The organism is Flavobacterium magnum (assembly GCF_003055625.1).
Classification (GTDB): Bacteria; Bacteroidota; Bacteroidia; order Flavobacteriales; family Flavobacteriaceae; genus Flavobacterium; species Flavobacterium magnum.
The window spans coordinates 1,744,349-1,757,448 of record NZ_CP028811.1; the positions used below are offsets into that span (position 1 = coordinate 1,744,349).

General features: G+C 48.0%; 12 protein-coding genes. 5 read left to right on the forward strand and 7 right to left on the reverse strand.

Annotation, left to right across the window (positions count from 1 at the left end):
• Positions 1–35: 35 nt before the first annotated feature.
• From HYN48_RS07155 to HYN48_RS07180, 6 genes are all read right to left on the reverse strand, one after another.
• Complete coding sequence (locus HYN48_RS07155; RefSeq protein WP_108370456.1) at positions 36–2,918, reverse strand: FG-GAP-like repeat-containing protein; 2,883 nt, start codon at positions 2,916–2,918, stop codon at positions 36–38.
• A 172-nt stretch (positions 2,919–3,090) separates the two neighbouring features.
• Positions 3,091–5,172, reverse strand: coding sequence for an FG-GAP-like repeat-containing protein (locus HYN48_RS07160; protein ID WP_245945931.1), 2,082 nt, complete (start codon positions 5,170–5,172; stop codon positions 3,091–3,093).
• A 37-nt stretch (positions 5,173–5,209) separates the two neighbouring features.
• Positions 5,210–6,379, reverse strand: coding sequence for a hypothetical protein (locus HYN48_RS07165; RefSeq protein WP_108370457.1), 1,170 nt, complete (start codon positions 6,377–6,379; stop codon positions 5,210–5,212).
• A 142-nt stretch (positions 6,380–6,521) separates the two neighbouring features.
• Complete coding sequence (locus tag HYN48_RS07170) at positions 6,522–7,085, reverse strand: acyl-CoA thioesterase (RefSeq protein ID WP_425433090.1); 564 nt, start codon at positions 7,083–7,085, stop codon at positions 6,522–6,524.
• Positions 7,060–8,436: a DNA recombination protein RmuC gene (locus HYN48_RS07175; RefSeq protein ID WP_108370458.1), complete on the reverse strand. Its 1,377-nt coding sequence runs from the start codon at positions 8,434–8,436 to the stop codon at positions 7,060–7,062. Before HYN48_RS07175 ends, HYN48_RS07170 begins: the two co-directional genes overlap by 26 nt.
• A gap of 250 nt (positions 8,437–8,686) precedes the next feature.
• Positions 8,687–8,956 (reverse strand): hypothetical protein, encoded by a 270-nt coding sequence (locus tag HYN48_RS07180; protein ID WP_146171740.1) that lies wholly within the window; start codon positions 8,954–8,956, stop codon positions 8,687–8,689.
• A gap of 216 nt (positions 8,957–9,172) precedes the next feature.
• Between HYN48_RS07180 and HYN48_RS07185 the strand changes: the two genes are divergently transcribed.
• The 5 genes from HYN48_RS07185 to HYN48_RS07205 all read left to right on the forward strand — a co-directional run bounded on the left by HYN48_RS07185 (position 9,173) and on the right by HYN48_RS07205 (position 12,422).
• Complete coding sequence (locus tag HYN48_RS07185; protein WP_108370460.1) at positions 9,173–9,352, forward strand: hypothetical protein; 180 nt, start codon at positions 9,173–9,175, stop codon at positions 9,350–9,352.
• Between the two features lie 192 nt (positions 9,353–9,544).
• Positions 9,545–10,090, forward strand: coding sequence for a phage tail protein (locus HYN48_RS07190; protein WP_108370461.1), 546 nt, complete (start codon positions 9,545–9,547; stop codon positions 10,088–10,090).
• 51 nt (positions 10,091–10,141) lie between these two features.
• Entirely contained in the window at positions 10,142–10,687 is a 546-nt protein-coding gene (locus tag HYN48_RS07195) for a phage tail protein (protein ID WP_108370462.1), read from the forward strand.
• 30 nt (positions 10,688–10,717) lie between these two features.
• Entirely contained in the window at positions 10,718–11,278 is a 561-nt protein-coding gene (locus HYN48_RS07200) for a phage tail protein (protein WP_108370463.1), read from the forward strand.
• Positions 11,279–11,354: 76 nt separating this feature from the next.
• Positions 11,355–12,422 carry a T9SS type A sorting domain-containing protein gene (locus HYN48_RS07205; RefSeq protein ID WP_108370464.1) on the forward strand — a complete coding sequence of 356 codons (1,068 nt, stop codon included), beginning with the start codon at positions 11,355–11,357 and terminating at the stop codon, positions 12,420–12,422.
• Here HYN48_RS07205 and HYN48_RS07210 read toward each other — a convergent pair whose 3' ends face one another.
• The gene (locus HYN48_RS07210) at positions 12,423–13,097 is read right to left on the reverse strand and encodes a response regulator transcription factor (protein ID WP_108370465.1); all 675 of its coding nucleotides are present in this window, start codon (positions 13,095–13,097) and stop codon (positions 12,423–12,425) included.
• Positions 13,098–13,100: the final 3 nt, after the last annotated feature.

Consider the following 13,100-nt stretch of genomic DNA (forward strand, 5'->3'; position numbering starts at 1 on the left):
GGGTGGCTACGCTGACAGCAAACCGCCTTAATTCTTTACGATTTTACAAATTTTTGGGTATACTGCCGGCCATTGACGTCAAGGACTTTGATGATGTAAGTTCCTGACGAGAGCATATTGACAGGAATGACCTGATTTACGGAATCTTTCCTGAGCACCCGTTTTCCGGTAAGATCAAAAATTTCCGCTTTAATGATTGCCGTATTCGATTTTGACCTGATGTTGATCACGTCGTTTGCCGGGTTGGGATAAATCGCAAAAGCATCGGTTTGCGCTTCGGTTACTGATAGCGGGAAGGCGCCTTCATTGATCGTCACCATACTGTCAATCGACGGATTGTTGACAACATCGATTGTCCCGCTGGGCCAGATGATGACTAGTTTGTCGATGGCAGTCGCCGCGCCGATCCCGAAGTGGGCGTTGAGTGTGTTCATGAATTCAAATCCCTCACCGGACCTGATATCGCGGATCTGTTTGCCCCAGGCACCGTAAATTTCGACCCGTGCTGCAATGCCGTTGCTGTTGCTTTGCTGGCCTTTCAATCCTACTTTGATCCAATGGTTGCCATTTGGCACCGAAAACCGTATGGTACTGCCATTTTGGATGTCAAGGAAGCCATCGTTATTCAGATCGCCGATCGGCCCGGGGTTCAGCGCGTTGTAATATGTCGGAAGGAATGACATGTCGTGCTGGTTGAACATGATTTTTCCGCCTGTCCCGAAAATGTCCAGCCATCCGTCATTGTCAAAATCGTAAGTGACATAATCGGTATTGTTGGTACTGTCGGTATCCCATCCCGAACCCGCAGTGATGTTGGAAAATGGTTCTTCCACACTATTGGTTTTATCCAAATCGTTCCGGTAAAGCCTGGCCCCTACAGTACCATTTTTACCAATCAGGATGTCCATGTCGCCGTCATTGTCAAAATCGCCAATGGCCGATGACCAGCTTGTGACCGGCTGGTAACTGATCCCTGCCTGAACAGAGATGTCGGTAAAGACGCCATTACCGTCATTGCGGTGTAACTCACATGGTGGCCCGGAACATTTTGAGATGAAAAGATCGGTGTCGCCGTCGTTGTCATAATCCATCCACAGCGAAGCATAATTTCCGCCGGTTTGGGTGAGCCCCAGATTGTATGCTCCCGGAGTGGTTCCGGATTGGTAATACGTCATGTTCGCGCTGCCGTCATTGATATAATACACGTTACGGTTCACGTCGTGGCAGGAAAATGCGTCGAGATTTCCGTCATTATCGATGTCAATGAAATTTGTCCTTTGACAGAAAATGTACTGACCCGGTGTATCGCTGGTATATCCGGTGCCGGTAGCATTGGACTTCCAGAATGTCAGTCCGTTGATACCGCCCAGCAGCAAGTCATTAAAACCATCCTTGTTGAGGTCACCGGCAGCCATACTCCACGCGGGCTGGTTGCTGTTTCCCGGAACTGTGAAAGAGACAGGGGTGAAAGTGCCGTCCGCATTCTGGTAGTGGGTCTTGAGCAGGTTGGTGCTTACCCCAACGAGATCATCAAGCAGATCACCATTCATGTCTGCGATGCAGATATTATAGGTACTGTTGATCGTCGCAATGGTCTGAGACGTAAAGTTCACGGGTACGCTGATTTCCTCTTCTGTAATTTCAAAATCAAAACCGTCTGCACTCCATTTGTTATCCCAGGCGATGTAATAGGTTACGCCGCCCTCGGCGTCAAAAGATTTTCTTGATAAGTTTGAGAAGACGTTGCCGGAGTTGCAGGCGATGGTGCCTGAGTTGTCGTCACTGGTTACGCAGGTGAGCGTGTTCGAACAGCTCCCTTTATAGACACTGAAGTTGGTGTCTTTACAGATGTTCTGCGGTAAATCTGAGCTGATGGTGACATGGAAATCCTGGGACGGGACATATTTGTACCATTTGCCCATGGTAGCTGTCGAGCAGCTGGTGGTCATATTGGTGCTGTCAATTGCACCTACGGTATAGGTGCCTGCATTCACGGCAATCGCGCTTGAACACGGGGTAGGCGATTCAATCAGCTCAAAATCGAAACCTGCTGTGCTCCACTTGTTGTCCCAGGCGATATAATAGATTGTTCCGGCCGTAACGTTAAACGATTTTATGGAAAGGTTGGACTGCGTATTGCCCGAGTTGCAGGCAATGGCACCCGAATTGTCATCACTGATCACGCAGGTCAGTCCGCCTGAGCAGGAACCCTTGTAAACACTGAAATTGGTGTTCTTACAAATATTCTGCGGTAAATCCGATGTGACGGTAATGAAATAATCCTGCGTCGGCACATAAGCGTACCAGTTGGCCATAGTCGTTGTAGAGCAGGCTGTGTTTACATTAGAGCCGTTGATGGCGGTTACGGTAGTCAAACCCGCGGTAATGGGTGTCGCAGTGTAGCAGGGACTGGGTACAAATGGCGCTTCGGTAAGTTGGAAGTCAAAGCCGTTGGTGTTGTATTTGTTGTCCCAGGCAATGTAATAAGTGACGCCGGCCATCACGTCAAATGTTTTTTTGGAAAGGTACGATTGGTTGTCGTTTGGAGGCGTATTACACAAGATTACCCCGGAATCATCATCCTTTGTGTAACAGTTCAGGCTGCCGCAGTTTCCGGTATACACGCTGAAGTTTGTATCACCGCAAATGTTCTGGGCCAAATCAGAAGAGACCGTTACGCTGTAATTGGCCGTGGGTGTGTACGCAAACCATTCGGCCAAAGATGCATTAGAACAGGTCGTGCCGGTGATATTCAAGCCGTCAATCGCGTCTACAGTATATACGCCGGCTGTAATGGGGAGCGCATTGGCACAAGTATTCTGTGCGAAAGATTGCTGGATGGAGAGTATCGAAAACATGACCAGCATAATCGAAATGCTGGTGCGTGACCGTCTCCTTTTGGAGTATTCCTTTTTCATATGATTGTAGTTTTGGTGGTGTTACTGTATGCTTCGTCCACCTCATTTCCAATCATAAAGGCGGATCAAATCATCGTCCTGTCGGTTGATTTGCTGAAAAAGTTATCCGGCATAGATTTTTGAAAGCGGCCCATTTAGGGTCTGATCCCTCCGGGCCGCTCTATGGCTTTTATTATGATTTCACGAATTTGTGCGTGTATTGCTTTCCGCTGACATCCAATACTTTGATGATGTAAGTTCCCGAAGAAAGCGTGCTTACCGGAACAGTACTGTTTACGGACTCTTTCTTAAACAGCAGCTTTCCACTCAGATCGAAAATCTCCGCCTTGATGATTGCGGCATTTGATTTTGATTTGATGTTGATGACGTCACTCACCGGATTCGGATACATCACGAACTCGTCGCCCTGGGCGGCCGTCACTGCAAGCGGGAATGCACCTTCATTGATAGTGATCATGCTGTCAATCGCAGGATTTTCAACCACGTCGATCGTGCCATTTGGCCAGTTGATCACGAGTTTTTGGATATCTGTTGCGCTGCCTATCCCAAAATGGGTATTTAATGTGCTCATGAATTCAAACCCTTCTCCACTGCGCACATCCCTGATCTGTTTGCCCCAGGAACCGTAAATTTCTACCCTGGCTGCAATTCCGTTGGCGTTGCTTTGCACGCCGTTGAGTGCCACTTTAATCCAGTGGTTGCCGTTTGGCACGGCATATCGGATCATGTTTTCATTTAAGATGTCAAGAAAACCGTCGTTATTCAAATCTCCGACGGCGCCCATATTTAAAGCACTGTAATTGGAAGGCGCGAATGTCATGTTGCCCTGATTGAACATAATCCGGCCACCGGTGCTCATTACATCGATCCAGCCGTTGTTGTCAAAGTCGTACGCGATATAATCACGGTTGTTTGTGCTGTCGGTATCCCAGCCTGAACCGGCCGTAATGTTCGCAAAAGGTTCTTCCACATTGTTTGTCGTATCAAGGTCATTCCTGAAAAATTTGTGGCCCACACCGCCATTGGAACCGATCATGATGTCCATATCGCCGTCGTTATCAAAGTCAGCGATTGCTGAAGACCATGATTGGATCGGAGTGACATTGATGCCCGCCTGTGCGGACACATCAGTAAAGACGCCGTTTCCGTCATTTCGGTGCAACTCGCACGGAGGCCCTGAACATTTTGAGATGAACATGTCCACATCGCCGTCGTTGTCATAATCCGTCCAAAGCGAAGCATAGTTGCCGCCGGTAGTGGTAAGTCCGAGGTTGTAAGCACCTGGTGTCGTTCCAGATTGGTAGTAGGTCATGCCACCGTTCCCGTCGTTGATGTAGTAGACATTGCGTTGCACATCGTGGCAGGAGAATGCATCGAGGTTTCCGTCGTTATTGATGTCGACGAAGTTTGTCCTTTGGCAGAAAATGTACTGGCCCGGCGTGATATTTGTGTAAGCGCTACCGGTCTCGTTCGATTTCCAGAAGGTCAGTCCGTTTCCGCTACCCAATAATAGGTCGTTAAACCCGTCCCTGTTGTAATCGCCGGCTGCAATGCTCCAATCGGGCAGGTTGCCTGTTCCGGGGATGTTGAATGTAGTGTTTGAAAATGTATGGTCAGGGAGCTGGTAATGGATCTTCAGTGTATGGGAGCTCACATTCACCAGGTCGTCCAGGTGATCCCCGTTCATATCCACGACACAATTATTGTAAATGCTGTTTCCTGTCGGGATTGTCGGGATGTTTTGGGAGATATAAGAAACCGGCACGACAGCCTGCGGCGCCTCAGTAAGCTGGAAATCGAATCCGTTAGTATTCCAGCGGCTGTCCCATGCAATATAATAGGTCATGCCAGCCTGTACATCAAAAGTCTTTTTCGAGAGATAACTGTTGAACGGTGCGGTGTTGCAGGCTAAAGAGCCCGAATCATCGTCTTCCACATAACAGCTGAGGTTTGCGCAGTCGCCGGTATATACCACAAAATTAGTATCGCCGCATATATTCTGCTCAAAGTCGGAACTCACCGTTACCGTGTAGTTGGCTGAAGGGGTGTATGCATACCATTCTGCCGCGCCTGCATTTGAACAGACTGATGAGATGTTTGAGCCATCAATGGCCGGCACCGTGTACATGCCTACAGTTATTGGGGTCGCAGTCTGGCAACTGTTTTGAGCCAATGCCATTCCTGAACTTACCATGGCAACGAAGGCCAGGATTTTCGAAAGCGCCGAGCTTCTTTTATTGGGGTAATTTTTCAAATACATAAAAATTTAGTTTATGGTGGTTTGGTTTGTTTTAATCGCAGCGGTCCAATGAGTTGATCCAATCGCGCATCAGGGCAATGCCCTCATCATGAAGGACGGTGCGTCCGTGAAGCGGCATACGGTAGGTTTCATTGGTGGTGTTGATCCTGTAATACAGCATCGAATTCTCAGGCCGTCCTGCATTTACAATCTTGCTTAAAGAAGGTGGGAAGCTCTGCATGTCTTCGGTGTTCACGCACACGCCCATGTTGGCCAGGTTGTCCTTGGTTTCCGAAAAAGCAAAACGCATCGGGCGATAGTCGCAATGCCTGTCCACGCCGTGGCAGTGCGCGCAATTGATGTCAACATAGGATCTGGCGCGCAATTCAATTGGCTGCGAAGTGTCGTTGTAATCAATTGTCGTGTTTTCAGCTGTAGGGAAGGTGAAGTTGCTGTCCAGATAGCCTTTCTCAATCCATTTGGTCAGCTGGTTTTTCGTTTCCGTACCGTAGTTGTAATTGTTGTTGAGGTTCTGTGGCTTGATTCCGATAGGGATATAGGTCGTGACATCATTGATATCCCTCGACTTATGACAGATGACACACTGTGACTCGTTCGGGATTTTGTAGTTGACGGTCCTTGTCACATCATTGTCATCTTTAAAAACGACATCGGTAAAACTTCCCAGCAGATCGAATGTTGCCTCAGTCTGTTCCGCATTCCATTTGTAATCTGCAAAAATCCACCCTTCGCTTTTGCGGATCATCAGTCGGGTTTCAATGATGCGCCTTCCGCCGACATTGGCGATATTCTGCACATTGTCATAATAAAAGTTCTTGATCAGCACCGCGCCCACCGGAAGTTCGAGGATTGTCCCGTCGCTGTTGAAAGTGGCTTTCGTATTTTTCGGCATCCAGACGAAGCGCTTTTTGTGCGCATAATCGCTAAACAACGCGCTGGCTGGCGCATAAGGCAACACATCAAGCGATGGGGAAAGGTCTTTCATTGCGGCAATTATTTCACCTTCACCATCAAAAAAATGGTATTTTGAAAGCGAATCGTAAGGTACTTTGGTCAGGTCTACCGTAACCGGCGAGACCACTGGCTCCGGAATCGGTTCAATGTATTCATCTTCGTCTTTGGAGCAGCCGATAAAGGTTGCCGCGGCAAGTACTGCAGAAAAGAGAAATATCCGGGATAAAAGTTTGTAATTCTGTTTCATACGTTTTTTAAATGCTGACCAAAAATAATAAATTTATGTTAAGGTTATGCTAACAAAAATGGGTAAAATGCAAAACTGTTGAAAAATTATCGAAATAATTTAATTTTTCATATTCGCACACAATTAACCGTTTATATAACAATCAAGTCGGTTGAAACCCTACCTTAATATTGTATTTTTTTAAATTTTCCAAAGAAGCTGCCGATTTATAGTCAAATACCTCCTCGTGGCTTTGCCGTTCGCTGCGTTGTGCAATCTGCTTGAGGCAACGGTAAAAACGGCGCACCTCTTCAAAATCCCGGAGCAGTAAACCCGGAACGGCAGCATTTTTTCCGTTTTCATCTTTGGCCACCATCGTAAAATAAGAGGAATTGCAATGTTTGACAATGCCTGTCCGGATGTTCTCAGATTCCACGCGGATACCAATGATCATCGAGCTCTTCCCGGTATAGTTCACACTGGCTTTCATCGTGACAAGTTCCCCGATTTCTATCGGATTGAGGAAATCGACCGTATCTACTGAGGCCGTTACGCAGTAATAGCCCGAAAATTTCGACGCACAGGCAAATGCGATCTGGTCCAGTAGCGACAAAATATAGCCACCATGGATTTTTCCACTGAAATTCGAATGTGACGGCAGCATCAGTTCGGAAATCGTGACGTGCGAATCGGATACGGGCTTAAACAGGGGTTCGATCATAATCATTTTCGTCGTTTTCGGCACGTTTGAGGATGTTCTCGGGCAGCGATTTTTTGGCTTTGGCGCCCATCTTTTTAAGTTTTTCCACGCTGTTGATCAGGTTGCCTTTTCCATCGAGAAGCTTGTTCATCGCGCCCTGGTACTCCGTTTTTGCCTCGTCTATCTTTTTCCCGATTTTGACAAGATCGGCGACGAAACCTTCAAATTTATCGTATAAGGCGCCCGCCTGCCGTGCGATCTCAACTGCGTTTTCCTGCTGTTTCTGGTTGGTCCACATGCTGTCGATCGTGCGCAGCGTAGCCAGCAGCGTCGACGGGGTGACGATCACGATATTTTTCTCAAACGCGCGGTTGTACAGTGCGGTGTCCTCATTAAGGGCGAGGGCGAAAGCCGATTCGATCGGGACGAACAACAGTACGAAATCCGGGCTCTCCATCTGGTACAAATCGTGGTAGTTTTTATCTCCCAATTGCTCGACGTGGCGTTTGATGGCAAGCACATGTTCTTTCAGGTAGGCTGATTTGAGGGCCTCATCCTCCTCATTAATGAAACGTTCGTAGGCGGTCAGCGTGACTTTAGAATCGACGATCATTTTCTTGCCGTCGGGCAGGTTGATGACCACGTCGGGAAACACGCGGCTGCCTTCCTCATTGCTGTGGCTTTGCTGGACGAAATACTCGCGTCCTTTTTCCAGTCCTGATTTTTCCAGTACGCGTTCGAGGATCAGTTCGCCCCAGTTGCCCTGCATCTTGCTGTCGCCCTTGAGCGCCTTGGTCAGGTTCAGCGTTTCTTTGCTCATCTGTTCGTTCATCAACTTGAGGTTCCCGATGTGTTCGCGCAGTGCCGCATGGTAATCGATGCTTTCCTTATGGGTATCCTCAACTTTCTTTTCAAACAGGTGGATTTTTTCGTGTAACGGAGACAGGATATTTTTTAGGTTCTCTTTATTCTGCTCGGTGAATTTTACTGATTTTTCCTCGAGTATCCTGTTGGCCAGGTTTTCAAATTCCTTAGTGAATTTTTCCTGAAGCTTTTCGACTTCGGCTTTTTGTTCGGCATGGCGTTCGAGCAGGTTGTCAAAATCGGTTTCCTTTTTAGACAGCTGGATCGCGTACGCCTCTTTTTCTGTACGGATGGTTTCGCGTTCCTGTATGAGCAATTGCAATTGCCGGTCAGCGGCCGATTTTTCGTTTTTCAGCTGCGTTTCCATGTAAGCATACTGGGTGTTGAGCGCGATAATTTTTTCCTCAAGGCTGGTTTTATCCGATTGAAACCGCGCGGAAAAAATCAGTTTTCCGATGAAGGTTCCGATTGCCAGCGCGATGATAAAAACCATGATGGCGGTTGCGATTTCCATTTGTCAGGCGTTTTTTGTGGAAGGTAAAAGTAGCGAAACAAATCAAATGTCAGCAGGCACTTTCCTGAATTGTTGACAAAATCCGATTCGGGCGCCGCACGCCAGCCCCGATGGCAGCGGCATCCTTTTTCCGGCTTCTTTAGCCGGGAAAAGATACAGCGGACAGCGGGTTCATGCTCCTGAAAAAAAATAAAAAAAGTTCCGCAACCCAATCAGGATGCGGAACCTCAGTATAAAGAGAATAGATAGCCTAGTGGATGCTCAGCTGTTTGTCGAATTCCTTGTTGGGGATGCGTTTGCTCGAGTAACTATTGTAAATCAGCGTTTTTACTTTCCGGCGCTGGCGTAAAATCATCGGCAGGTTGATCATGACCCCTACGACGCAGATGAGCATCAGGATGACAAGCAGGCTCATATATATAAGGTAATTCAACTCAGTGGTTTCACGGAAATCCGTCACAAAAAAATAACCCGAGACAGCGAACACGACAACAGACATCATTAAGGATAAAGTTTTCATAACGTTTGGTTTTAACGGTTTTAAATCTTTTGACTAAATTACTAATAGGGCTAGTGTGCCGGCTTACAGTATTTTATGATAATCTTATAATTTAACAGGACATTAAGATTTCGCAGTCGCAGTGGCCCGTTATGTAAAGGAAACTCAGCTTTTGAAGATTTATTTTTTCCGACGTAAATTTTTTGAAAAACACGTATTTCTACGCTAAAATATGTCATGCGGCAACATTATTTTTGGCTCGTAATCAATACAGGTCATACGATGCACAACGACGAAATACCAACAATGGGAGACAATAAGGACAAAATGGGCTATGTCAGGAAAATAGGTTTTTATGCACTGATCGCGACGTTGATCGTCTATTATGTGTTGGCCCTCGAGGTTATTTTTATGTAATGGACAGTCAGTAAGATTTTACATAGTTGTTAATTAGAATTCCCCCGGACCTCCTTGCTACAAGGGGGTTTTTTGTGCCTTTACAGTTCCCCCGTATTTTTACGTGATTTTTAAAATGGGTGTAATTGCGCTGAACATGGCCTGATGCGAATGCTACATTTGGACTATTATTAACCAATTTAATATAGACTTATGGATTACTTGATCGGCTCAATTATGCTATGGGGCGGCAATTTTGCCCCGCGTGGCTGGCTGGCATGCGAAGGGCAACTGCTTTCGATTGCTTCAAACACAACCCTCTACACCATTTTAGGGACCACTTACGGTGGCGACGGTGTAACGACGTTCGCTCTTCCGGACCTTCGTGGCCGGGTGGCTACCAGCGCCGGGCAGGGCCCCGGACTTTCGTACTACACGCTCGGTGAGCAGGTCGGTACCGAGAGCAACACACTGACTACCGCCCAAATGGCAATGCACACGCACGGTGCTACGGGTGCGGTGAAGGTGGGTGCAAATTCAGGAGACGAACAGGATTCGAATTCTCCGGTGGATTCTTACCCACGGGCTACTCCGGGCGTAAACACCTATGCGGCGAGTGCCAACGCGCTTATGGGGGCTTCGCAGTTTAACGTGACCATGGGCCCTGCCGGTGGCAACCAGCCGGTACCTAACATGATGCCTACGCTGTCGATGTACTTCTGCATCTGCGTTGAGGGGATCTATCCGTCCCACAACTAACCTCAGGGACAAACAATTCAATTCAAATAATTAAAAAAACTACACGATATTATGGAACCAACGATAGGAGAAATAATTATTTTCGCCGGGAATTTTGCGCCGAAAGGCTGGGCGTTATGCAATGGTCAGCTCATGTCGATTGCACAAAATACAGCACTCTTTTCATTATTAGGGACGACATACGGCGGTGATGGCAAGGTTACATTCGGTTTGCCGGATCTCCGTGGCACGATTCCAAGCCATGCCGGAAATGGCCCTGGCCTGAGTCCGACCAACCTGGGAGAATTCCAGGGCACGCAAACCCAGATGTTAAACGTGACCCAGCTTCCCATGCACGCGCACTCTGCGCTGGGCTCTGTAGCCGTACTCTGCAATAATTCAGATGAGGCGGATTCAAGCGATCCTACCGGTGCATTTTTCAGGCAGACGCCGGGTGTGAATACCTATGCAGGTTCGTCAAACGCTTCGATGGGTGCTTCCACCGCTACCGTTACCATTATGGCCAATGGCGGAAACCAGCCAATGAACAATCAGCAGCCTTATCTGGGCATCAACTACGTCATCGCGCTTCAGGGAATCTATCCCTCCAGGCCGTAAATCATTTTACAAACTATTAAAAAGACACATATGGAACTAGAACCATTTTTAGGACAAATCGGAATTTTTGCAGGAAATTTTGCACCGCGTAACTGGGCGCTCTGCAACGGACAGTTGATGTCGATATCGGCAAACCAAGCGCTTTTTACAATCCTTGGCACCACGTACGGAGGCAATGGCGTCACCACGTTCGCACTGCCTGACCTTCGCGGACGGGTAGCGGTTAGTGCCGGGCAACGGCCAGGCTTGAGCGAAATTACTTTGGGCGAGGTATACGGTACTGAGACCAATACCATGACCAGTGCGCAGATGCCTGCACATACCCATACGGCCATAACGACGCCGCCAAACGTCAGGATTGCTGTGAATTCAGGGGACGAACAGGATTCTGACTCGCCTGAAGGCTGCTTCTTACGCCAGACACCGGGTGTGGACAGCTATGCAGGGACTGCGAATTCGGCAATGGGGTCGTCCAATGCGACGCTTAACGTTACCGCTGCGGGCGGTAGCCAGCCCATCAACAATATTCAGCCTACGCTGGCACTGAATTACTGCATCGCGCTTAACGGAATTTACCCTACACGCGGTTAATCAGTACAACCCATCGATACAAAATCCCTGGATCTTTTCGGGGATTTTTTATATCAACTATAATACCTCAGAAAGCATGAAAAAAATTTTACTTCTTGCAGCCTTGTTCTTCATTCCGGGCGCCGTCGTGGCGCAAACCCTGAATCCCGGTGATATTGTCGTGATCGGGTATGCTGCCGACACCGGCACGGCCACCGTGGCCTATAACGAATTCAGCTGGGTGCCGCTGGTGAACCTGCCGGCCGGCACAAAAATTTATTTTACTGATGCCGGGTACAATACTGTAGATTCAGATTTCATGGGGTCCGGCCTTAGCGATGAAATCCTGCTGCGATACATCGTACCTGCCGGAGGCATCAGCGCGGGGACCGTAATGACCGTTACCGAGGAAATGCTGCCTTCAGGTTACACAGCCATCAGTAGTTCGAAATTCGGCAATGATTTTAACGGAATGATCACGCTGCCGAACGCGGGAGACCAGATTACCGTTTTTCAGTCGACCGACGATGAGACTACGCCTGCGACTTTTGGTAATACTGATTTTTCTGCGATTTTTATGCTTACGGGAAGCTCGCTGTCGTTCACCGCACTCGCAGTAGGCAAGTCGGGTATTTCGCCCGTGTCGAATGTGGACAACCTTACCAATCTGGCACCCGGACTTGAAAATGGCGTCAATGCGGTGGCCGTTGGTTCCGGACCGCTTGAGGCGGACGAATCAGACAATGCGCGTTACCAGGGCATCGCCAGCGGTACGCGTGAAGAAATCCTTGCTTCGGTGTGCAACCTCGCTAACTGGGGCAGATACGACAGCGCATTTGGGAACGATCTCGCATTCGGAACCACGCCAAACGGATGGACTTCCAATGGCGTCGTGGCCTTTGACGTGCAGTCTTTGGGGCGTTACGAAGCTGATCAGCAGTCATTCGCCCTGTATCCGAATCCGGTAACGAATGATTTTCGGATCAGGACCGGCAGCAATGCCCATGTTGATGGTGTTTTTATTTATGACGTTAAAGGCCTGCAGGTGGCTGAGTTTAAAAACCCCGAAGACATCATTGATGTTTCGGGATTGCCACCGGGCACCTATTTTGTAAAGTTGACGTCAGGGACAGATACGATTACAAGAAAAATCCTCAAAGAATAGCTAATCAAAGTTTTTCAAAGTTACGATCCGGTTTTGTATCGCATAGACTACCAGTCCGGCAATGTTGCGGGACTCCGTCTTGATCAGCAGATTATTTCGGTGTCCCTCGACCGTTCGGGGACTGATGAATAATGTCTCGCCAATCTCGACGGTGTTTTTCTGCTCACAAATCAGCTCAAGGATTTTGATCTCGCGTGCCGTCAGGTAATCGGTGTCGAGGTTGCTTCTCGTAGTCTTCTTGGTCAGCATGTCATCATGGATGATCTTCATGACATCCGGGCTGTAATAAAAGCCCTTCTGGGCCACTTCATTGATCGTATGGATTACTTCCTGTGGTGTGGCATTTTTCACGATGAACGACACTGCACCCACCTGGATCATGTTTGCGATGAAAGGCTTGGTGTTGTAGCTGGTCAGTGCAATGATCCGGATTCCGGGAAACATCTTGTGGATGACTTTAGTCGCCTCAACGCCGTTAAGTAGCGGCATTTTGAGGTCCATCAGGATGATGTCAGGCTGTTCGGGTAATGATTTCAGATGGTCGATCAGTTCTGATCCATTGGACGCCTCGAAAATAATTTCGAGATTTTTTTCGCGTTGCAGCAAAAATGAAATGCCTTTCCTGAACAGCAGTTCGTCATCGGCAAGGGCTATTTTTATTTTAGTTGGGGCCATAAT

Bases quoted from the DNA above. Each gene is read 5' to 3' on its own strand.
- HYN48_RS07175 (WP_108370458.1), bottom strand. From the start codon at position 8,436: ATGGAAATCGCAACCGCCATCATGGTTTTTATCATCGCGCTGGCAATC.
- HYN48_RS07200 (WP_108370463.1), top strand. From the start codon at position 10,718: ATGGAACTAGAACCATTTTTAGGACAAATCGGAATTTTTGCAGGAAAT.
- HYN48_RS07170 (WP_425433090.1), bottom strand. From the start codon at position 7,085: ATGATTATGATCGAACCCCTGTTTAAGCCCGTATCCGATTCGCACGTC.
- HYN48_RS07205 (WP_108370464.1), top strand. From the start codon at position 11,355: ATGAAAAAAATTTTACTTCTTGCAGCCTTGTTCTTCATTCCGGGCGCC.
- HYN48_RS07180 (WP_146171740.1), bottom strand. From the start codon at position 8,956: ATGAAAACTTTATCCTTAATGATGTCTGTTGTCGTGTTCGCTGTCTCG.
- HYN48_RS07210 (WP_108370465.1), bottom strand. From the start codon at position 13,097: ATGGCCCCAACTAAAATAAAAATAGCCCTTGCCGATGACGAACTGCTG.
- HYN48_RS07185 (WP_108370460.1), top strand. From the start codon at position 9,173: ATGCGGCAACATTATTTTTGGCTCGTAATCAATACAGGTCATACGATG.
- HYN48_RS07165 (WP_108370457.1), bottom strand. From the start codon at position 6,379: ATGAAACAGAATTACAAACTTTTATCCCGGATATTTCTCTTTTCTGCA.
- HYN48_RS07195 (WP_108370462.1), top strand. From the start codon at position 10,142: ATGGAACCAACGATAGGAGAAATAATTATTTTCGCCGGGAATTTTGCG.
- HYN48_RS07155 (WP_108370456.1), bottom strand. From the start codon at position 2,918: ATGAAAAAGGAATACTCCAAAAGGAGACGGTCACGCACCAGCATTTCG.
- HYN48_RS07190 (WP_108370461.1), top strand. From the start codon at position 9,545: ATGGATTACTTGATCGGCTCAATTATGCTATGGGGCGGCAATTTTGCC.